18 protein-coding genes are annotated in these 20,475 nt (G+C 72.1%); 8 read left to right on the top strand and 10 right to left on the bottom strand.

Features of this window, described 5'->3' with window-relative positions:
- Window positions 1–3: 3 nt before the first annotated feature.
- Window positions 4–1,125 (bottom strand): recombinase RecA, encoded by a 1,122-nt coding sequence (gene recA / locus OIB37_RS27035; RefSeq protein WP_330460201.1) that lies wholly within the window; start codon window positions 1,123–1,125, stop codon window positions 4–6.
- Between the two features lie 437 nt (window positions 1,126–1,562).
- Here recA and OIB37_RS27030 point away from each other — a divergent pair, with 437 nt between their 5' ends.
- The 4 genes from OIB37_RS27030 (at window position 1,563) to OIB37_RS27015 (ending at window position 5,116) form a co-directional block, all read left to right on the top strand.
- Window positions 1,563–1,841 (top strand): polyprenyl synthetase, encoded by a 279-nt coding sequence (locus tag OIB37_RS27030; RefSeq protein ID WP_330460200.1) that lies wholly within the window; start codon window positions 1,563–1,565, stop codon window positions 1,839–1,841.
- The gene (locus tag OIB37_RS27025; RefSeq protein WP_330460199.1) at window positions 1,831–2,886 is read left to right on the top strand and encodes a polyprenyl synthetase family protein; all 1,056 of its coding nucleotides are present in this window, start codon (window positions 1,831–1,833) and stop codon (window positions 2,884–2,886) included. Before OIB37_RS27030 ends, OIB37_RS27025 begins: the two co-directional genes overlap by 11 nt.
- Window positions 2,887–3,001: 115 nt before the next feature.
- Window positions 3,002–4,177, top strand: a complete 1,176-nt coding sequence (locus OIB37_RS27020; protein ID WP_330460198.1) for an oxygenase MpaB family protein — start codon at window positions 3,002–3,004, stop codon at window positions 4,175–4,177.
- Window positions 4,178–4,372: 195 nt separating this feature from the next.
- Window positions 4,373–5,116, top strand: coding sequence for a hypothetical protein (locus tag OIB37_RS27015; RefSeq protein ID WP_330460197.1), 744 nt, complete (start codon window positions 4,373–4,375; stop codon window positions 5,114–5,116).
- Window positions 5,117–5,153: 37 nt separating this feature from the next.
- Here the strand turns inward: OIB37_RS27015 and OIB37_RS27010 are convergent, their stop codons facing one another.
- Together OIB37_RS27010 and OIB37_RS27005 are read right to left on the bottom strand one after the other, a co-directional pair.
- Entirely contained in the window at window positions 5,154–6,287 is a 1,134-nt protein-coding gene (locus tag OIB37_RS27010; protein WP_443058288.1) for an AI-2E family transporter, read from the bottom strand.
- 171 nt (window positions 6,288–6,458) lie between these two features.
- Entirely contained in the window at window positions 6,459–6,653 is a 195-nt protein-coding gene (locus OIB37_RS27005) for a DUF3046 domain-containing protein (RefSeq protein WP_330460195.1), read from the bottom strand.
- Between the two features lie 368 nt (window positions 6,654–7,021).
- Between OIB37_RS27005 and OIB37_RS26995 the strand changes: the two genes are divergently transcribed.
- Window positions 7,022–7,714, top strand: coding sequence for a hypothetical protein (locus tag OIB37_RS26995; RefSeq protein WP_330462101.1), 693 nt, complete (start codon window positions 7,022–7,024; stop codon window positions 7,712–7,714).
- A gap of 300 nt (window positions 7,715–8,014) precedes the next feature.
- Complete coding sequence (locus OIB37_RS26990; protein ID WP_330460194.1) at window positions 8,015–8,278, top strand: hypothetical protein; 264 nt, start codon at window positions 8,015–8,017, stop codon at window positions 8,276–8,278.
- A 75-nt stretch (window positions 8,279–8,353) separates the two neighbouring features.
- On the opposite strand, the gene OIB37_RS26985 is transcribed toward OIB37_RS26990, so the two are convergent.
- The 4 genes from OIB37_RS26985 to OIB37_RS26970 form a co-directional block, all read right to left on the bottom strand.
- On the bottom strand, window positions 8,354–9,019 hold the full coding sequence (locus tag OIB37_RS26985; protein ID WP_330460193.1) for a hypothetical protein: 666 nt from the start codon (window positions 9,017–9,019) through the stop codon (window positions 8,354–8,356).
- Window positions 9,020–9,346: 327 nt separating this feature from the next.
- Window positions 9,347–9,982, bottom strand: a complete 636-nt coding sequence (locus OIB37_RS26980; protein ID WP_330460192.1) for a GOLPH3/VPS74 family protein — start codon at window positions 9,980–9,982, stop codon at window positions 9,347–9,349.
- 114 nt (window positions 9,983–10,096) lie between these two features.
- Entirely contained in the window at window positions 10,097–10,756 is a 660-nt protein-coding gene (locus OIB37_RS26975) for a response regulator transcription factor (RefSeq protein WP_330460191.1), read from the bottom strand.
- Window positions 10,753–11,943 carry a sensor histidine kinase gene (locus OIB37_RS26970; RefSeq protein WP_330460190.1) on the bottom strand — a complete coding sequence of 397 codons (1,191 nt, stop codon included), beginning with the start codon at window positions 11,941–11,943 and terminating at the stop codon, window positions 10,753–10,755. The genes OIB37_RS26975 and OIB37_RS26970 overlap by 4 nt, the downstream gene beginning before the upstream one ends.
- A gap of 217 nt (window positions 11,944–12,160) precedes the next feature.
- On the opposite strand from OIB37_RS26970, the gene OIB37_RS26965 reads away from it, so the two are divergent.
- Window positions 12,161–13,105, top strand: coding sequence for a hypothetical protein (locus OIB37_RS26965; protein ID WP_330460189.1), 945 nt, complete (start codon window positions 12,161–12,163; stop codon window positions 13,103–13,105).
- A gap of 182 nt (window positions 13,106–13,287) precedes the next feature.
- Here the strand turns inward: OIB37_RS26965 and OIB37_RS26960 are convergent, their stop codons facing one another.
- The 3 genes from OIB37_RS26960 to OIB37_RS26950 are packed head-to-tail and all read right to left on the bottom strand — an operon-like array spanning window position 13,288 to window position 15,253.
- Entirely contained in the window at window positions 13,288–13,596 is a 309-nt protein-coding gene (locus OIB37_RS26960) for an AzlD domain-containing protein (RefSeq protein WP_330460188.1), read from the bottom strand.
- Window positions 13,593–14,390 carry an AzlC family ABC transporter permease gene (locus tag OIB37_RS26955; protein ID WP_443058208.1) on the bottom strand — a complete coding sequence of 266 codons (798 nt, stop codon included), beginning with the start codon at window positions 14,388–14,390 and terminating at the stop codon, window positions 13,593–13,595. The genes OIB37_RS26960 and OIB37_RS26955 overlap by 4 nt, the downstream gene beginning before the upstream one ends.
- A complete protein-coding gene (locus OIB37_RS26950; RefSeq protein ID WP_443058207.1) occupies window positions 14,387–15,253 on the bottom strand; it encodes an AraC family transcriptional regulator in 867 nt (288 codons plus the stop codon). The genes OIB37_RS26955 and OIB37_RS26950 overlap by 4 nt, the downstream gene beginning before the upstream one ends.
- Before the next feature lie 109 nt (window positions 15,254–15,362).
- On the opposite strand from OIB37_RS26950, the gene OIB37_RS26945 reads away from it, so the two are divergent.
- Window positions 15,363–20,429 carry an ATP-dependent helicase gene (locus tag OIB37_RS26945; protein WP_330460187.1) on the top strand — a complete coding sequence of 1,689 codons (5,067 nt, stop codon included), beginning with the start codon at window positions 15,363–15,365 and terminating at the stop codon, window positions 20,427–20,429.
- The last annotated feature ends 46 nt before the right edge of the window (window positions 20,430–20,475 follow it).

Here is a 20,475-nt window from a genome sequence, read left to right as displayed (position 1 = left end):
AGGTCAGCTCTTGGCTGCGGAGGCCTTGGGCTTGGTGGCCTTGGCCGCGGGGGCGGGCGCCGTCTTGGCGTCGTCGGCGGCCGCGGTGGTCGCCGCGTCCGCGCCCGGCTCGGCGGCGGGCTCCTCCGGCCGCACACCCACGCCCAGCTTCTCCTTGATCTTCTTCTCGATCTCGTTGGCCAGGTCGGGGTTGTCCTTGAGGAAGTTGCGCGCGTTCTCCTTGCCCTGGCCGAGCTGGTCGCCCTCGTACGTGTACCAGGCGCCGGCCTTGCGCACGAAGCCGTTCTCCACGCCCATGTCGATCAGGCCGCCCTCGCGGCTGATGCCCTGGCCGTAGAGGATGTCGAACTCGGCCTGCTTGAAGGGCGGCGCGACCTTGTTCTTGACGACCTTGACGCGGGTGCGGTTGCCGACCGCGTCCGTGCCGTCCTTCAGGGTCTCGATGCGGCGGATGTCGAGTCGCACCGAGGCATAGAACTTCAGCGCCCGGCCACCGGTCGTGGTCTCCGGGGAGCCGAACATCACGCCGATCTTCTCGCGGAGCTGGTTGATGAAGATCGCGGTGGTCTTGGACTGGTTGAGCGCGCTGGTGATCTTCCGCAGCGCCTGGCTCATCAGGCGGGCCTGGAGACCGACGTGACTGTCGCCCATCTCGCCCTCGATCTCCGCGCGCGGGACGAGCGCGGCGACGGAGTCGATGACGATCAGGTCGAGCGCACCGGAGCGGACCAGCATGTCCACGATCTCCAGCGCCTGCTCGCCGTTGTCCGGCTGGGAGAGGATCAGGTTGTCGATGTCGACGCCGAGCTTCTTGGCGTACTCGGGGTCGAGGGCGTGCTCGGCGTCCACGAAGGCAACCTGGCCGCCGGCCTTCTGCGCGTTCGCCACCGCGTGCAGGGTCAGGGTCGTCTTACCGGAGGACTCCGGGCCGTACACCTCCACCACTCGGCCGCGCGGCAGGCCGCCGACACCGAGGGCGACGTCGAGCGCGGTCGACCCGGTGGGGATGACCTCGATGGGCTCGTTCGGCCGCTCACCCAGGCGCATCACCGCGCCCTTGCCGAATTGCCGTTCAATCTGTGCGAGTGCGGCGTCCAGCGCCTTCTCGCGGTCGGTTCCTGCCATGGGTTCCACCCGGTTTGCTTGAGTCGATCGCTTCACGTCAAAGACGCTAACGCCTGCCGCTGACAATGCGCCCCGACGTCGGCCCGGCCTGTGGATAACAAGGGGACATACCAACCTAAACCGTGCTGAAATCCCCGTCGAGAGCCTCGCCTGAGCCTCCATAAGAATGTATGTTCGATTTTCGTGTCAAGCGTGCCACGCGGGACTCCACAGCGCGCCACACCGTCCCGGCGGTGTGCGGCCACACCGTCCCGGCGGCGCGCACCACATCGCCCCGCAGAGCGCCACACGGACCCCAAGAACCCCACACGACCGAGTGAGCGGATCACCCGTTCACCCGATAGTGAGTTCCTCCGTCCCCGCGCCCGCCGGGCCGCGATGCTCGAAGGGTGCGGCAGGTGACCGCTGCCGCCCGGACGCGCCGGTGGGGAGAGGGCATGACGCAAGAAACGGGACACCGCGGGGGCATCGACGAGCAGGCGGTGCTCTTGGTGGCGGGGATGGCCGATCTGGCCGTGAGCACACTGGGGTCGGCCCTGGCGGCGGTCCGCGGACTGCTGCGCCGCTCGGACACGACGGAGCTGGCGGCACAGGCCGAGCACGATCTGGTGGCGCGCGGCCGGCTGGCAGTGGACCGGTACGCGGCGGTGCCGCCGGCCCACCTGGAGGTCCTCGCCCGCCACGCCCTGACCCGGCGGCCGGCCGATGGCGCCTGAGCGGTGGGAGCCGGCCGCGTTCAAGGCCCGTGTCGACCAGGTGCTGTGCCACTTCGTCGCCCAGGAGGCCGAGCGGTTCGCGGCGGTCGACCCGGTCCTGGGACCGGTGGCCGACGAGCTGGAGGCGGCGGTCGCGGACGGCAAGCGCCTGCGGGCGGCCTTCTGCTACTGGGGCTGGCGCGCGGTCGGCCAGCCGGACAGTGACGCGCTGGTGCGGGCGGCCGCCTCGATGGAGCTGGTGCACGCCGCCGCCGTCGTCCATGACGACCTCATCGACGACAGCCCCCTGCGGCACGGCCGCCCCACCGCCCATCGGGCCCTGCGCGCGACCGTGCCCGAGCACCCGAGGGTCGTCGCCGCGGCGAGATCGCTGGCCATGCTGGTCGGCGACCTGCTGATGGCGCTGGCCGGTCAGCTGTTCGCCACCAGCGGGCTCCCCGCCGCGTACCTCGCGCGGGCCCGCCCGCTGTGGTCGGCGCTGGCCCGGGAGCTGATCGCGGGCGAGTGCCTGGAGATCCTGCTCACCGGAACCGCCCCGGACACCTCGGCGTCGCTGAAGGTCATCCGGTACAAGACGGCCAAGTACACCGTCGAGCAGCCCCTGCTGATCGGCGGCACCCTGGCCGGAGCCAGCGGGCGGCTGCGTGAGGGCTATTCCGCCTACGGGCTGCCGCTGGGCGAGGCGTTCCAGCTGCGGGACGACCTGCTCGGCCTGTTCGGGGACCCGGACCGCACCGGCAAGGCCGACGTGGACGACGTACGCGGCCACCGGCCGACCGCCCTGCTGGCGGAGACCTGGCGCGTCTCGGGCGAGGACGAGCGGGAGCGGCTGCGCGCGCTGCTGGGCCGGAGCGACCTGGACCGGGACGGCCTGGACGCCGTACGCCGGGTGATGCGCGGGCTGGGGTCACCCGACCGCGTCGAAAGCATGATCACCGCGCGGGTCGAGGAGGCGCTCGACGCCCTCCACGAGCTGGACGTGCCCGCGCCCGCCGCCGACGCCCTGACCGCGCTGGCGCATGCGGCGACGATCCGTCCGTCCTGACCGCACGAGAGCGGCACGGGGGCGGCACGCGCGCGTGCCGCCCCGGCCACCCCCCTTCCGACGGCCGGGGACCTCCCGTGGCCGGACACGGAGCCCTGCCATGAGGAGCCCTGCCATGACCCGTACCGAGACCTCGATGGACGCCCTGCGTCAGGCCGGCGACGAACTCGCCGACGCCACCGTCGCCGCTCTCTTCGAGCGTGGGGAGGTCGGCAAGTTCAACACCCTGATGCGCTACGTCTCCACCGCAGGCGCCCCGCTGCCGGACGGGCTGCCGGACGTCGCCCGCGAGTACCTCGAGGCCACGAGCGCCCCGCCGGCCTGGGTGGACTGGGGTGAGATGGAGAAGGCACGGCTGTTCTTCATCGACAACAACGTGCACATCTCCACCGCCCTCTCCTTCGCCTCCATGCCCGCCTGTTACGTCGTGCCGACCGTGGCGAGGCTGCTGTCGGCCACCCACTCGCTGAAGTACCCGTCCAAACGGATGGCGGAGACCGGCCAGTTCACGGTCTACCTGATGCAGCCCGACGCCTTCGAAGCCGGCGGCAGGTTCGTCCCCGCCGCCCAGAAGGTCCGCCTTCTGCACGCCTCGATCCGCCATCACCTCAAGCGCGAGAACCGCTGGGACACCGCGAGCCTCGGGACGCCGATCTGCCAGGAGGACATGATCGGCGGCCAGATGTTCTTCTCGCTGCTCGCGCTCGACAGCCTGCACCGGCTCGGCATCCACATGTCCGCGGAGGGCGCGGAGGCCTACTACTACGCCTGGCGCGTGGTCGGCGCCATGCTGGGCGTCGACCAGGACGCCGTCCCGATGGACCTGGACGAGGCCCGCGAGTTCCTGGACCTGTACATGATCCGGCACATGGGCCCTTCCGAGGAGGGCGCGCACCTGACGCGCCAGCTCATCGACCTGTACGAGGAGGTCGTGCCCGGGACCCTCTTCGACCCGATCGTCTCCGCTCTCATCCGCTATCTCGTCGGCGACACCTGCGCGGACTGGCTCCAGGTGCCCCGCACCCGATGGGACGGCGTCGTCAAGGCCGCCCCCCACCTCCTCGGGGTCCTGGAGACCATCGAGGACCGCTCCCCCCTCGGCGCCTGGGCCCTGGACCGCCTCGGCCACCTGACGGCCGTCCTCGAACTGTCGTCCCTCACGCGCGGACGGGTCATGCACTACGCCATCCCCGAACAGCTCAAGAAGGACTACGGCGTCGACGGCGCGGTGCCCCGCACCCAGCGCTGGACGCCGCCCACCGCCACGGTCCCGTCCTGGCCGTCCGCCTGACCCGGCTGGGCGCCTCGGATCCGGCTCGACGCCGGCTTGCGGCTCGGGGTCTGCTTGCGGTCTCTTCCTGCCCGGTACCTGTTTCCGACCCGGCGCCGGGCACCGCTACTCCCGTCGCCGTACGCCCGTCGTCGTACGCCCGTTGTCTTCGGCCGGACGACGACGGGGCCGTGGCGCTGCCGGGAGCCTGGCCGCATGAAGAATCCGCGCGCCGCCGAACGGCTCTGTCACGCGACCGGCCTGATCCTGGTCCTCTCCGGTCTCGTCCACCTGGTGGTGTTCGCGTTCGACGGCGGTCCCTGGGACGGACCAATCTCCTGGCGCAAGCCCGTCACGTTCGGGCTGTCCTTCGGGGTGACGCTGCTCACGCTCACCTGGGTCACGTCGTACCTGCGTGTCGGCGCGCGGACACGCGCCGTACTGCTCGTCGTCTTCGCCGCGGACTGTGTGGTCGAGGTCGGCGGGATCACCCTCCAGGCGTGGCGTCGGGTGCCCTCCCACCTGAACATGGAGACGCCCTTCGACACCGCGGTGTCGATGACGCTCGCGGTGGGCGGTGGTGTTCTGGTGGTGCTGCTCACCGTCTTCGCGGTCGCGTCCTTCAGGCACCGGCCGGCCGGTCCCGCCGGCATGGCGCTCGCGGTGCGCTCCGGGTTCGCGTTCCTGCTCGTGGCGCTGGCCTCGGGCGCGGCGATGATCGCGCGCGGGGTCGTCCTCACCCGCACCGGCCACCAGGAGGCCGCTTACCACTCGACGGCGCCGTTCAAGCCCCTGCACGGGGTGAGCCTGCACGCCGTGCTGGTGCTCCCCCTGCTGGCCTGGCTGTCGGCCCGCACCTCATGGAACGAACGGACGCGGTGGCGGATCGTCGCGACGGCGGCCGGCTGCTACGGGGTGGCCGTCGCCGGGGCCGCGGTGTGGGCGGCCCTGACGTACTGAGGGGCCGGCGCGGGAGCCAGGTACGCGGGACCGGGGCTCAGGCCTCCTCCGCGGCGGCCCGCCGTTCGCGCAGCCGCCGTACGCGCGTGAGCACCCCCGAACCGCCCGGACGACGGGTGCGGTGCCCGAGCACGCGGGGATCGTCCGTTACGGCGTACCGCTTCACGTACGCCCCGAGGAAGGCCTGGAGCGTGGCGGCCGCCGGGATGGAGATCAGCGCGCCGACCGCGCCCAGCAGCGCGGTACCGGCGATCACCGAGCCGAAGGCGACGGCCGGATGGATGTCGACGGTCTTGGACGTCAGCTTGGGCTGCAGCATGTAGTTCTCGAACTGCTGATAGATCACGACGAACACCAGCACCCAGACCGCGTACCAGGGATCGACGGTGAACGCGATCAGCATCGGCAGCGCACCCGCGAGATAGGTGCCGAGGGTCGGGATGAACTGCGACACGAGGCCGACCCAGACACCGAGCACGGGCGCGTACGGCACACCGAGCGCCTGCAGCAGGATGTAGTGCGCCGTCCCGGAGATGAGCGCCATGAGACCGCGCGAGTAGAGGTAGCCGCCGGTCTTGTCGACGGCGATCTCCCAGGCGCGCAGCGCCTCTGCCTGACGGGCGGGCGGCAGGACGGAGCACAGGGCGCGGCGCAGCCGGGGGCCGTCGGCGGCGAAGTAGAACGAGAACAGCATGACGGTGAGGAGCTGGAAGAGGCCGCCGAGCACCTGGGCGGACACGTCGAGGACGCCGGCCGCGCTGTTCTGCGCGTACTTGCGCAGCCAGTCGGAGTGGAGCAGGCCCTCCTGGACATCCACCCGCTTGAGGCTCATGTGGAACGTGTGATTGATCCAGTTGATGAGCGAGTCAAGGTATTCCGGGAATCCCTCGATCATCTTGATGATCTGGCCGGCCAGCATGGATCCGAGCAACGTGACGAATCCCGCGGCGAGGACCGTCAGGCCGAGGAAGACCAGGAAGGTGGCGAGTCCCCTGCGCATCCCGCGGGACGCCATCCAGCTCACCGCGGGCTCTATGGCGAGGGCCAGGAAGAACGCGATCAACACGTTGATCAACAGGCCCGTCAGCTGGTGGAAGGCCCAGCTGCCCAGCTGGAACGTGGCGACGAGCGCGAGCGCGAGCACCATGGCGCGCGGCAGCCAGCGCGGCATACGGTCGCGCCGGGCGGCGCCGTCGTCGGCGGGAGGCCGGACGGACGGCGTGGGACCGGACGGGGAAGCTGCGTGCCGGTCGGCCGGCTCGATGTCTTCAGTGCGTGCCACGGGCCAAGTCTCGCCCACCGCGCGCAGTGCTCGGTGCACGCCCACGGTCTTCGGGGCCGATCAGTGCCTCTCGGCCGGCACGTCCATGACCGAGCAGACCACGCGCCAGACCTCCTTGGCCTCCCAGCCGGCGTCCAGCGCCTCGTTCACCGTGCGTCCACCCAGTTCGGACATGACGTGATCGCGCGCGAAGGATTCGGCATAGCCACGCCCGAAATGTTCCGTCATCCGCTGCCAGAAGACCGTCAACCGCATGATTTCTGCTCCATACCCGCCATGACCTGCATGTTTTCCACCCTTCACGCCCCCGCACGACCGTCAGGGGGGTCCAGGGAGTTCACCTCCCCACTGAACCAAGCATCCATGGCGGCGCGACCTCGCGTGCCCGCGTCAGGCATGAAGTGCGTGTATGTACGCAGAGTAAAGCCAGGGTCGGCGTGCCCGAGCCGCCGGGCGAGGGAGACGACCGACTCGCCGGCTTCGAGCTGGACGCCGGCACAGGTGTGGCGAAGGCACCCAGTTCGAGCCCCCCGCCTCAGTCGCGGGTTTCGACCACGGCGAGGAGCTTTACTGCGAGGCTGAGGATTACTGCAAGCGCAACCCTCCGAAGTGACAGGGATGGCATGAGCGTCGGAAGAATATCCAGCAGAGCGAAGATTCTCGGCCTTGTGGTGATACTGGCGGTCCTTGGAGCGGGCGCCTTCATGTGGCAATCCCGTTCAGGAAAGGACGATGGGGACACACTTACCGCCCCGGCCGAACCCTGCTGGAACGGAACGCCGAAGCAGGCCACCCTGCAGAAGCTCCTCGGGCCCGGCAGCAAACTGCTGCACCAGCACAGAGACTTCGTGACGGTGAAGAATCACTATCCGAGCAACTGCGAGTACGCGGCACTGAGCGACGGCGCACTGGACACCGTTCTCAATGCCGGCGTCAACTGGAATCACGAGGCCCTCCCGACCGAGAAGCTCCCCACCGCCGACGCGCGCGGAGACGAACCCCGCACCCGAATGGACATGGGCGTCCTCGCCTACTACCTCAGGGCATCACAGGTGGTGTTCTTCGAATGCACCGCCGATCTCCCCGCCGATGCGCCCGAGTACATGAAGCGGGACAAGTACATCGAGATCAACGTCCTGGCGCGGCCGATGAGGAAAAGCGGCCTGTCCGCGACCGAGGCCCGCAAGGTCGGGGTGGACATCATGCTCCAACTGGCCCGCGACGTCGCCAAGCAGGCGGGCTGCACGAACGGCACCAGACTTCCGGGCAAGGTTCCTGCGATCAGCAAGGCGAATTGGCCCGGATACGAGGAATGATCAGGCCGTCCGACGCATGTCCAGCGAGGTGGAACACATCACCTCTGCCGGCGTGTCCGCCCAAGCGTGAACGCTCCGACGGCTCGCCGGCAGACGCTCGGAGAAGCCCCTATATCCTGGGAGCATGGCGCATTGGGCTGAAATCCTGATTGTGGTGCTGCTGTTCGCATTCATCGCGGGCATGTTCACCCTCGTCTTCGCCATGTCCGCGCGCGGGCGCCGGGAATTGGCCCCGAATTCGGGCGGATTATGCGGGACTTGTCAGACTCGCACCGGAGCGGGGATGGACGTATCAGGCGCATGGAACTCGGCATTCCCCTCTTCGACGAGGACTTCCGGGTCCTCACCACGGACGAGGATTTCGTCCGGGACGGCCTGAGCGGCGCGGTGGTGCCCTACCTGCTCGAGAATCCGCACACCAAGAAGTCTCCGCTCCAGATCCGCGATGGCGAGATCTTCACCTGGTACACGGGCACCATGTCCCCGCAGGCCGTCGACGAGAAACTGAACTACCTGTGCGACGCCCTGGACCGCATCCCCGAAGAGGCCTGGGCCTCCGTCTGAACTGAAGGGCGCTTCCGGCCCGGACTTCCTGGCCGGCACCAGCAGGTGAAGCGCCTGGGCAGTCACGGGCAGGCGTCAGTGTTGCAGGGCCGGTGAGTCGGCAGGCAGACGTCGTGTGGCGCTGCGGTAGGTGGAAATGCCCAGGGCGAGCATCCAGTAGCTGAGGATCGCGCCCATCAGGGCGGTGGTGCCCCAGCCGTTCGCCGAGTAGAAGTGTGCGGGAGTGTTGCCGAAGAACAGGGACGGCATGAAGACCAGGTTGAGCCCTGCCAGGGCGAAGGCGGAGCGGCCGGTCCAGCGCGGCAGCAGGTTCGTACGGGAGATGCCGTAGCCCACCGCGGTGAGGAAGAGGGCGAGCATGAGGCGGCCGATCGACCCGTAGAGGATGTAGGTGCCGCTGACGCTGATGGTCGGGTCGATCGGCTGGTCGGCGGCGATGACCGCGCCGGCTTCCAGCCCGCTGGAGACCAGGGTGATCGTCGCGTAGACCAGTCCGGTGGCGAAGGCCATCGTGCCGGCCCATTCGTAGGCGGGGTTCGCCACCTTGACCAGTTCACGGAAGGCCGTCACGAACACGATCAGGAACGCCAGCGCGACGATTCCGATCAGCAGCCTGGCCAGGACGTTCGAGTCCGGCGGCGGCCCGGAGTAGATGAAGTACAGGGGTACTTCGACGATGAGGGCGGCTGCGGTGGCGATGCCGGTGAGGCCCGTCAGGCGCCTGGCGATGATCTCGTTCACGGGTGTCCTTCCAGGGTCCGTGTGGTGGAGTTCCTCGTGGTTCGTCGCGGAAGGCATGCGTCCTGCCGTTCGCGGCGCTCCTCGCCGCTGGGCTCGGCTCGTCGGCCTCGCTCCACCGCGGCGGTGACGTCGAGCTGAGCCGAACCCGCGGGTCCGTGCCGTGAGGGTGCACCGGTGGGCCGGGCGGGCTCAGCGTGCCGCCGTGGCGGCGGGCCGGGCGGGCTCCGTCGGTGGCGCTGCGGACCAGGTCGTCGCGAGGACGGCGGTCAGGGCGCAGCCCGGGGTGGTGGTCAGGAGGCGGTGCGTGCTCGTCTTCTCCCCGGCCGGTCAGCTGCCGCCCATGCCGCCCTGTGCCGCGATCACGGTCGTCGGCAGAGCGCGTACAGCTGACTCCAGGCCGGGCGCGAGGGCGGCAAGGCGCCCCGTGCAGGCGTCGATACGTGCCCGGAAGGTCTTCTGGTCCTGCCGTGACACGATCGAGCGGATGCCGCCCGCCGCGGCCAGCGCCAGCAGTGCGGCGTCGGCGGCGGGGATCTCCCGCACGGGTCCGTCCCCGTGCAGCGCCGCGGACACGCGGGCGCGGAGTGCGGCGGGCACGGCGCGGTCCGTCACGGTCAGCCGCCGGGTGCCGAAGAGGGTGCGGGGCGCCTTCACGGTGAGGAGTCCCGCCGCGGTGAGCCGGTCCTCCACCTCCGTCAGGGTCCGCTTGCGGTGGCGGCGCACGAGAGACTTCCAGCCGTGGCCGGCCGCGTCGCCCAGAACGCCGTCCAGGACGGGGTCGTCGGTCGGTTCCGTGCCGGACACGGAGACCGTGCCGCTGACCTCCCTCAGCCGGCCGCGCAACGCGAGGTCGACCAGGGCGGCGGCACGGACCAGCAACTCCGTCCGGGAACGGTCGTAGGGGCCTTCGGCCGCTTCGTCGTGGGCGAGCAGATACATGAGGCTGGCCAGGTCGTCGGTCATACCTCGACGCTATGGGTGGGTACCCCGGCCACGGATCGGCCACAGGAGTGGACCGGCACTGGGAACACAGGAGGACCACGGCCCGGCCTCATCCTTGAGGAGGAGGCGGCGGAGTCAGGGGCGGCGCGGCCGCACGAGGCCGTGGTCGTAGGCAGCGACGACGGCCTGGACGCGATCGCGCAGGCCCAGTTTGCGCAGCACCGCGGTGACGTGGTTCTTGACGGTGGATTCCGACAGGCGCAGCCGCTGAGCGATCTCCGCGTTCGACAGCGCCTGCCCGATCAGGGTGAGCACCTCCCGCTCGCGGCGGGAGAGGTCCCGCAGGGAGGGCGGCGGCTCCGGGTCGGGTGTGGTGCGCAGGTACCGGTCGAGGACGCGGCTCAGCACGCTCGGCGCCAACAGCGCGTCACCGCGCGCGGTGAGGCGGATGGCGTCGACGAGTTCGGTGGGGCGGATGTCCTTCAGCAGGAAGCCACTGGCCCCGGCCCGCAGGGCAGCGACCACGTGCGTGTCCACGTCCCAGGTGGTCAGCACGAGCACTCGGGCCCGACTGCCGCACTCCGCGATCTGCCGGGTCGCCTCGATGCCGTCCACGACAGGCATGCGTACGTCCATCAGCACCACGTCGGGCGCCAGTTCCCGCGTCAACCGCACCGCCTCCTGACCGTCGGACGCCTCACCGACCACCTCCAGGTCGTCCCGGGCGTCGATGATCATGCGGAATCCGGTACGGACCAGTGCCTGGTCGTCGGCCACCACCACACGCAGCGTCATGATCCGCCCTCCACCGGCAGCCGCGCCGCCACCTCGAACCCGCCTTGGGGCAGCGGACCGGCACGCAGGCTGCCACCCACAAGGCGTGCGCGCTCCTTCATCCCCACCAGACCGCGCCCCGCTCCCTCCGCGGCTGAACGACCGAGCGACGTACGCCCGTTGTCGACCACCATGACCTTCACGCACTCTTCGTCGGCCGTCACGCTCACCCTCGACTCGGTGGCACCGGCGGCGTGGCGCAGCGTATTGGTGAGGGCCTCCTGGACAATCCGGTACGCCGCCAGGTCCACCGCGGCCGGCAGCCCGTCGGTGGCTCCCTCGCGATGCACGTGCACGGTCATCCCGGTCGCGCGCACGGTATCGGCCAGCTCGTCCAGGCGGGCGAGCGAGGGCCCCGGCTCGCGCCGTTCCCCGGCCCCGCCTTCCACCGCCCCGGGGCCGCCCTCTAGCGTCTCGGGCCCGAACGCCCGCAGCAGCAGGCGTAGTTCGCCGAGCGCCGACCGTGCACCCGTCTCGATGGCCCGTACCGCCTGACGGGCCTGTTCGGGCCGCTCGGTGAAAACATCATCAGCGGCGCTCGCCTGAACGACCATCACCGACAGGGTGTGCGCCACGACGTCGTGCACCTCCCGCGCGATCCGCGCGCGCTCCTCCACCACGGCCCGGCGCGTCTCCGCCCTCGTCCGCGCCTGCTGCGCCCTGCGCCACTGCCCCGCGGTCCACGCCAGGACCACCGTCAGCAGATAGACCGTCAGCCCCGCCACGCCGCCCGCCCCGAACGCCAACGGCGTCGGCAGGCACATCGCCACGAGCGCCCACACCGAGACCCGCCGCGGCCTGGTGGCCGACAGCACGCACAAGGTGAACTGCGCGGCGAGGAGCGCCCCCGTCAATGTCACTGCGGGCAGCAGCGCCCAGACGGCGAGCCCCGTCGCCGCGTTCGCGGCCAGTACGGCGACCGGGGCGCGCGCCTGCCACTTCAGGGTGCAGGCCTGCGACAGGACCAGGGCCACGGCCACGGGCAGTCGTCGGCCGTGCTCCGTGCCGGCGACGAGCACCAAGGGGCCGAGGACCGAGAGCACCAGGCCGGCCGTCCCCCACCACAGCGCACGGGCCGCCCGGGACGACAGCTCGCCCCGCGCTTCCTCGGCGAACGAGTCGTCCGGCTGTCTGCTGCTGCGGGCCACGTTCTGACCCTATCCAGGATGAACGCACGGGCGGCAGTGACCCCGTGACGTGGTGGCGCCGACCCTATTACGTAATTTTGTACCGGAATATCCGCAGGTCAACGGGTCCTCCGCTGCCGGAAAACCGTCAACCGCATGACCCCGGTATCCCGCCCCGGAGGGTGGGCCCCGTCCGGGACCGCTTACCGAGACCGCTTTCCGCCCTACGGTCTGACGCATGGCTGAAACAGGAGCTTCCCCACTCCCCCGAACGCCCCAGGCGCACTCCCCGCTCGTCCGCGCCGAACAGTTCGTCTGGCTCACCGCGCGCGTGCTGGAGCAGCGGCTCTTCGCGTACCACTTCCTGCACGGCGCCGCGGATCCGGTGGAAACGGCGCTGGACGCCTACCGCAACGAGGACGGCGGGTACGGCCACGCGCTCGCACCCGACCTGCGCGGTCCGGTGAGCCAGCCCCTGCACATCGCCCACGCGCTGCGCGTACTGGACGCCGTCGGACGCTGCGGCGGGCAGCGGGTGGAGCGTGTGTGCCGCTATCTGACGGCCGCCTCCACCCCGGACGGCGCGCTGCCGGCGATCCGTCCCAGTCGGCGCGGGTATCCGGTGGCACCGTTCGTGCCGGTCGTGGACGACCCGCCCGCCGAGCTGCTCGCCACCGGGCCGGTGGTGGGGCTGCTGCACCGCAACGAGGTGTGGCACGCGTGGCTGTTCCGGGCCACCGACTTCTGCTGGCAGGCGGTGACGACGCTGGAGACGTCCCATCCGTACGAGGTGGAGGCCGCCGTGGCCTTCCTGGACTCGGCCCCCGATCGCCCGCGCGCGCAGGCCGCCGCCGACCGTCTCGGCCGCCTGGTGCGCGAGCGGCGGCTCGCCGTCCTGGACCCGGACCGGCTCGACGCGTATCCGGTCGCCCCCGGGTACGCACCGGGCGAGCATCACTTTCCGCACGACTTCGCGAGGACCCCGGATTCGCTCGCGCGCGCGTGGTTCACGGACGAGGAGATGGCACGCTCCCTCGACTTCCTCGCCGCCGAGCAGCGGGAGGACGGCGGCTGGCCGGTCCGCCGGCGCCAGTGGGCCCCGGTTCCCACTCTGGAAACGCGTCCCATGGTGACGATCGAGGCGCTGCGCACCCTCAGGGCGTACGGCCGCTTCGTGGGCTGATCCGGCTTCGTCACCTCACCGCGCCACCTCACGCCGCTTCACCTCACCGCGCGGCTCGAGCCCCTTCACCGCACCACCACCTCATAGAGCCGGCCGCGACACCGGCCACCGCGCCCGGGGCGCCTCTCCCGGCGGCCGCCGCAGTGATCCACCTCGCCCCACGGCCGCCGCACCGATCCGCCTCACCCGCCGAGGGCGCGTACTCCCGCCGTCACCACCACCGCCGCCGCGACGACCAGCAGGAACGGTGCGCGCAACATCAGCGCGACGCCGGCGGCGCCCAGCCCCGCGGCCCGGGCGTCCAGCACGAGCGCGTGCCCGTCGGCGAACGTCTGCTGGGCGGTGAGCGCGGCGAGGAGGGCGACCGGGAGCAGGGCGGCGAGCCGCTTCACGAGCGGCCGCTCCATGGCGCCGGCGGGCACGAGCAGCCCGGCGAGCTTGACGGCGTAGCAGCCGAGAACGGTGACGCCTATCGCGATCCAGGTGTTCAACGGTCTTCCTCCGATGCGCGCGACACGATGGGCAGGACCGTCGCGGCGCCGTCGCCGTCACCGTCACCGCGAGCGCTGATGCGGCGGCCCTTCACGAACAGGGCGGCGGGCGCCGCGAGCGCCGCCACCAGGACCGGTACGCCGGCCGGCAGGACCGGCAGCAGCCCGAGGCCCAGGAGGACCGCGAGCCCGGCGACCGCGCGCTCGGTGGCCGTCCGCAGCATGGGGGCGAGCAGGGCCAGGAAGACGGCGGGTCCGGCCGCGTCCAGGCCCCACGCGCCGGTGTCCCCGATGGCCTTGGCGCCGAGCGCGCCGAGCAGCGTGGTCAGGTTCCACAGGACGTACAGGGTGAGGCCGGTGACGGTGAAGCCGATCCGCGCGGCACGGCGGTTCGGCTGGGCCAGGGTCACCGCCGTCGTCTCGTCGATCACCCACTGGGCCGCCAGCGGCCGCACCGCGCGTGGGAGGGCCAGCAGCTGCGACAGCCGCAGTCCGTAGAAGGCGTTGCGCACGCCCAGAAAGAGGGCGCCCGCGGCGGCCGCGAACGGGTTGCCTCCGGCGGCGAGTGCGCCCACCAGGGCGAACTGGGAGGCGCCCGTGAAGACGAGGAGGCTGAGGGCGCAGGTCTGGAGCAGCCCGAGCCCGCTGCCGGCCGAGGTGACGCCGAAGGCGAATCCGGACAGTCCTACGGCGACGCCGACTCCCAGGGCGTCGCGTACGACGGCGCGGTCGGGCTTGGCCGTGTGGTCGGCCGGCCGGTCCCGGTCCGCGAGTGCTGTGTGTTGCTGTGTCACGTCCCGGACGGTAGGCCCGAAGGCCTGTCCGGGTCTTGTACGTTCTTGCGCTCGCGCTGATAGGCGCCCGGGGGCACGCCGACGATCCGGGTGAAGTGCCGGTTGAGGTGGGGCTGGTCGGTGAAGCCGACGGCGACGGCCGCCTCGGCGGGGGCGGTCCCCAGGTCCAGCAAGGACCGGGCGCGGCGCACCCGGGCGTCGGTCAGCCAGGTGTGCGGTGGCATGCCGTAGGCGTCGCGGAACGCCCGCAGCAGGGCGAAGGGGCTGGTTCCCAGATCGGTGGCGAGGCGCTCCAGGGTCGGCGGTGCGGTCATCCGGTCCGCGAGGACGGCACGCGCGCGTGCGGCGAGCGCGGCTCCGGCCGTCCGTGGGCTGCGCTGCGGCAGCGGGCCCCCGTTCAGCCGCAGCAGCCTGGTCACGGCCACGCGCAGCAGGGTGTCGGCGGCGAGCGCGTTGCCCTCCTCGGCGGCGCGGAGCACCTGGTGGACCAGGCGGACGGTGTACGGATCGTCGAGGACCGGACTGACGAAGCCGGGCGTGCCCCGGATCGTGCTGGTCTCGGCCGCGATCCGGGCCACCACCTCGGGTGACGGGTAGACCGCGCCGTAGCGCCAGCCCTCGGGAACGCCGGCCCGGCCGGTGTGCGTGGTGTCCGGGTTGACCAGCGCGAGCGCTCCCGCGCCCGCGGACACGTCGGAACCGTGGTGCTGGAAGACCTCGACCCCGTCGGCGATGGCCGCGATCACGAAGTGCTCGTGGGTGTGCCGGACGAAGGTCTTGTGGATGTACCGGGCGCGCAGCAGGTCGACGCCGGGCAGCTCCGTGTACCGCCAGTGCCGCGCCCGCTCCCCTGAACCCGCCATGCGCCCATTCTCCGCCACGCCGGCCCGCCCCACCGTGCAGCCCGGAGTCGAATCCGCCCCGTTTGCCCTGGTCAGGGCGATTGTCAGTGGCTGGGTGCAGGATGGACGCATGGTCAGTCCCGCACACCGAGCCCTCGAAGGCTTCTCCCCCGCGACCCGCGGCTGGTTCACGGGGGCGTTTTCCGCGCCCACCGCGGCCCAGGCGGGCGCGTGGCAGGCCATCGGCGAGGGCTCGGACGTGCTGGTGGTCGCCCCGACCGGCTCGGGCAAGACGCTGGCCGCCTTCCTCGCCGCTCTGGACCAGCTGACCTCGACCCCTCCCCCGGCCGACCCGAAGAAGCGCTGCCGGGTGCTGTACGTGTCCCCTCTGAAGGCGCTCGCGGTCGACGTCGAGCGCAACCTGCGCAGCCCGCTGACCGGCATCCGCCAGGAGTCCGTGCGCCTGGGCCTGCCCGAGCCCGAGGTCAAGGTCGGCATCCGCTCCGGGGACACCCCCGCCGCCGAGCGGCGCGCGCTGGCCACGCGGCCGCCGGACATCCTGATCACCACCCCCGAGTCGCTGTTCCTGATGCTAACGTCGGCCGCGCGTGACGCTCTCGCGGGCATCGACACGGTGATCCTGGACGAGGTGCACGCGGTCGCGGGCACCAAGCGCGGCGCGCACCTCGCGCTGTCCCTGGAGCGGCTGGACGAACTGCTGCCGAAGCCGGCCCGCCGGATCGGCCTGTCGGCGACCGTCCGCCCGGTGGACGAGGTCGCCCGCTATCTCTCGCCGCACCGCAAGGTGGAGATCGTCCAGCCGCAGTCCGGCAAGGAGTTCGACCTGTCGGTGGTCGTCCCCGTCGAGGACATGGGCGAGCTGGGCGGTGCTCCGGCGGCCGACGGCGGCGACGGCGCGGAGAAGGCCTCCATCTGGCCGCATGTGGAGGAGCGGATCACCGACCTGGTCCAGTCCCACCGGTCGACGATCGTCTTCGTCAACTCGCGGCGTCTGGCGGAGCGGCTGTGCAACCGGCTCAACGAGATCGCCTACGAGCGCGCGACCGGTGAGCCGCTGGACGAGCACCACTCCCCGGCGCAGCTGATGGGCGGCTCGGGCGCGGCGCAGGGCGCTCCCATGGTGATCGCCCGCGCGCACCACGGCTCGGTCTCCAAGGAGCAGCGCGCCCTGGTGGAGGAGGACCTGAAGGCCGGCCGCCTGCCCGCGGTGGTCGCCACTTCCAGCCTCGAACTGGGCATCGACATGGGCGCCGTCGACCTCGTGGTCCAGGTCGAGTCCCCGCCCTCGGTCGCCTCCGGGCTCCAGCGCGTGGGCCGCGCGGGGCACCAGGTGGGCGCGGTCTCCACCGGTGTGGTCTTCCCCAAGTACCGGGGCGACCTGGTGCAGTCGGCGGTGGTCACCGAGCGGATGCGCTCGGGTGAGATCGAGTCCCTGAGGGTGCCGTCGAACCCGCTGGACGTGCTCGCCCAGCAGCTCGTCGCCATGACGGCACTGGACACCTGGCAGTACGACGACCTGCTCGCCACGGTCCGCCGCGCGGCCCCCTTCGCGTCGCTCCCCGAGTCGGCCTTCACGGCCACCCTCGACATGCTCGCCGGCCGCTACCCGTCGGACGCCTTCGCCGAACTGCGCCCGCGCGTGGTGTGGGACCGCGTGGCCGGCACGATCACCGGCCGTCCGGGGGCCCAGCGCCTCGCCGTCACCTCCGGCGGCACCATCCCCGACCGGGGCCTCTTCGGGGTCTTCCTCGCCGGCTCCGACCCCAAGAAGGGGGGCGGCCGGGTCGGCGAGCTGGACGAGGAGATGGTGTACGAGTCCCGGGTGGGCGACGTCTTCACGCTGGGCACCAGCTCCTGGCGCATCGAGGACATCACGCGGGACCGGGTCCTGGTCTCCCCCGCGCCCGGAGTACCGGGCCGGCTGCCGTTCTGGAAGGGCGACCAGCTGGGCCGCCCGCTCGAACTGGGCCGCGCGGTGGGCGCCTTCCTGCGCGAGGTCGGCTCGCTGTCCGAGGAGGACGCCCGGCTGCGCCTGCTCGCCGCGGGCCTGGACGCGTGGGCGGCGGACAACGTGCTGTCCTACCTGGACGAACAGCGTGAGGCCTGCGGCCACATCCCGGACGACCGCACGATCGTGGTCGAACGCTTCCGTGACGAGCTGGGCGACTGGCGGGTCGTCATCCACTCCCCCTTCGGCGCCCAGGTGCACGCTCCCTGGGCGCTGGCGCTCGGTGCCCGTCTCTCCGAGCGGTACGGCATGGACGCGCAGGTCATGCACGCCGACGACGGCATCGTGCTGCGCCTGCCCGACGCCGACCTGATGGGCCTGGACCTGCTGGACCAGGAACCCGGCGAGAACGGCGCCCTCCTCGGCACGGCGTTCGACAGCGAGCAGCCACCGGTCGGCGCGGCGGACGTCGCCTTCGACAAGGGTGAGGTCGACCAGATCGTCACCGACCAGGTCGGCGGCTCGGCCCTGTTCGCCTCCCGGTTCCGTGAGTGCGCCGCCCGCGCGCTGCTGCTGCCGCGTCGCAACCCCGGCAAGCGCACCCCGCTGTGGCAGCAGCGCCAGCGCTCCGCCCAACTGCTCCAGGTGGCGAGCGAGTTCGGGTCGTTCCCGATCGTCCTGGAAGCGGTCCGTGAGTGTCTCCAGGACGTCTTCGACGTCCCCGGGCTCGTGGAGCTGATGGGCGACCTCGAGTCCCGCAAGGTCCGCCTGGTCGAGGTCACCACCCCGGAGCCGTCGCCCTTCGCGCGCTCCCTCCTCTTCGGGTACGTCGCCCAGTTCCTGTACGAGGGAGACTCCCCGCTCGCCGAACGCCGTGCGGCCGCCCTCTCTCTCGACTCCCGGCTGCTGGCCGAGCTGCTGGGCCAGGCGGAGCTGCGTGAACTGCTCGACGCGGAGGTGCTGACCGAGCTGGAGCGCGAACTCCAGTGGCTCACCGAGGACCGCCGCGTCAAGGACGTCGAGGGCGTCGCCGACAGACTGCGGCTGCTCGGCCCGCTGACCGACGCCGAGCTGGCCGAGCGCGGCGCCGAGCCGCAGTGGGCGCCGGAGCTGGCCGCCGCCCGACGGGCCATCAGGGTCCGCGTCGCGGGCGTGGAGCACTGGGCGGCCATCGAGGACGCGGGCCGGCTGCGCGACGCGCTCGGCACGGCGCTGCCGGTCGGCGTGCCCGAGGCCTTCACCGAGCCGGTCAAGGACCCGCTCGGGGACCTCCTGGCGCGCTACGCCCGTACCCACGGCCCGTTCACCTCGGCCGCCGCCGCGGCACGGTTCGGCCTCGGAGCGGCGGTCACCGATGGCGCGCTGCAACGGCTCGCCGCGAACGGCCGAGTCGTGCAGGGGGAGTTCCATCCCGCGGGCATCGGCCAGGAGTGGTGCGACGCGGCCGTACTGCGCCGTCTGCGGCGCCGGTCGCTGGCCGCGCTGCGGCACGAGCTGGAGCCGGTGCCGCCTGCCGCGCTCGCCCAGTTCCTGCCGCAGTGGCAGCACATCGGCAAGGGGCACGGCCTGCGCGGCCTGGACGGGCTGGTCCGCGCCATCGAGCAGTTGCAGGGCGCGTCGGTGCCCGCCTCCGCGCTGGAGAAGCTGATCCTGCCGTCCCGCGTGGCGGACTACACGCCGTCGATGCTCGACGAACTCACCGCCGCGGGCGAGGTGGTGTGGGCCGGTGCGGGCTCCCTGCCCGGCAAGGACGGCTGGGTCTCCCTGTATCTGGCGGACAACGCCCCGCTGCTGCTGCCGGAGCCTCACCCGCTGGAGCTCTCCCCGCTCCACCAGTCCGTCCTGGACGCCCTGTCCGGGGGCTACGGCCTGTTCTTCCGGCAGATCGCCGACCAGGTCCGCGCCACCACGCATCCGGCCGCCACCGACCACCAACTGGCCGACACCCTGTGGGACCTGGCCTGGTCCGGCCGGCTCACCAACGACACCCTCGCCCCGATGCGCTCCCTGCTGGGCTCCGGCCGTACAGCCGGCTCAACGGCCCACCGCGCCAAGCGCAGCGTCCCGCGCGGGCGTTACGGCTCCCTGACGTCCGCGGCCAGGGCCGCCTCGCGTTCGGGACCGCCGACCGTCGCCGGCCGCTGGTCCCTGCTCCCCGTAGCCGAACCGGACGCCACCGTGCGCGCCCACGCGCGGGCCCGTGCCCTGCTGGACCGGCACGGCGTGGTGACCCGGGGAGCGGTCGGCGCGGAGGGCGTCGAGGGTGGTTTCTCGGCGGTGTACCGGGTGCTGTCCGCCTTCGAGGAGAGCGGCCAGGCCCGGCGCGGCTACGTCGTCGAGGGGCTGGGCGCCGCCCAGTTCGCGATGGACGGCGCGGTCGACCGCCTGCGCGCGGTGTCCAACGCCCGCGACCGCGCCGAGGGCCTGCCAGGCCCCGGCCTGGCGAACAGCTTCATGCCGCCCAGCAGCACCGGCACCCCGCCCTTCCCCGGCAGCGCCCACACCACCCCCGGCACCTTCGACCAGCCCGACGGCGGCTTCGCCCACCCGGGCCTGGACGGCGACTTCACCTGGCCACCGGCGGACCAGACTGGCGCGTCCGGCGACTTCACGTGGCCATCCACGGACCAGACGGGCGCGTCCGGTTCCCCCGCCCGGCTCCCGAAGAGCCACCGCGCCGCCCCGGGCGACCACGTCTCGCCCCGCGACCAGGTCTCCGCCGACCCGTTCGCCTCTCCGGGTTACGGCGGCCCCCGAGGCGCCGGCGCCGCCTCCCCCTACGGCGCGACGGCGGGCCGGGGCTTCGGCAGCCGTCGTACCGGCCCCTCGGCTCCCGACCCGCGCGCGGTGGTCCTGGCCGCGGCCGACCCGGCCAACGCCTACGGCGCCGCACTCCCCTGGCCCGAGCCACCGACCGGGGCCGGGCACAAGCCGGGCCGCAAGGCGGGCTCGCTGGTCGTCCTGGTGGAGGGTGAGCTGACGCTGTACATGGAGCGGGGCGGCAAGACACTGCTGGCCTGGCCGTCGGCCCCGGACACCGCCGCCGCCGACGACCCGCGCCTGCGCATGGCGGCGGAGGCCCTGGCCGCGGCGGCCCGCGCGGGTTCGATCGGCACGGTGACGGTCGAGCGGATCAACGGCTCCCCGGCCCTGACCTCCCCGACAGGCGCCCTCCTGGAAGGAGCGGGCTTCATCGCGACCCCGCGCGGCCTGCGCCTGCGGTCCTGACGCCGCCTGCGCGGTTCTGAGTCCGTCTGCGGCCCCGAGCCCGCCG

This window comes from Streptomyces sp. NBC_00820, from assembly GCF_036347055.1.
Classification (GTDB): Bacteria; Actinomycetota; Actinomycetes; order Streptomycetales; family Streptomycetaceae; genus Streptomyces.
The sequence above is the reverse complement of the archived record's forward strand: the minus strand, read 5'-3'. Positions and strand labels throughout refer to the sequence as shown.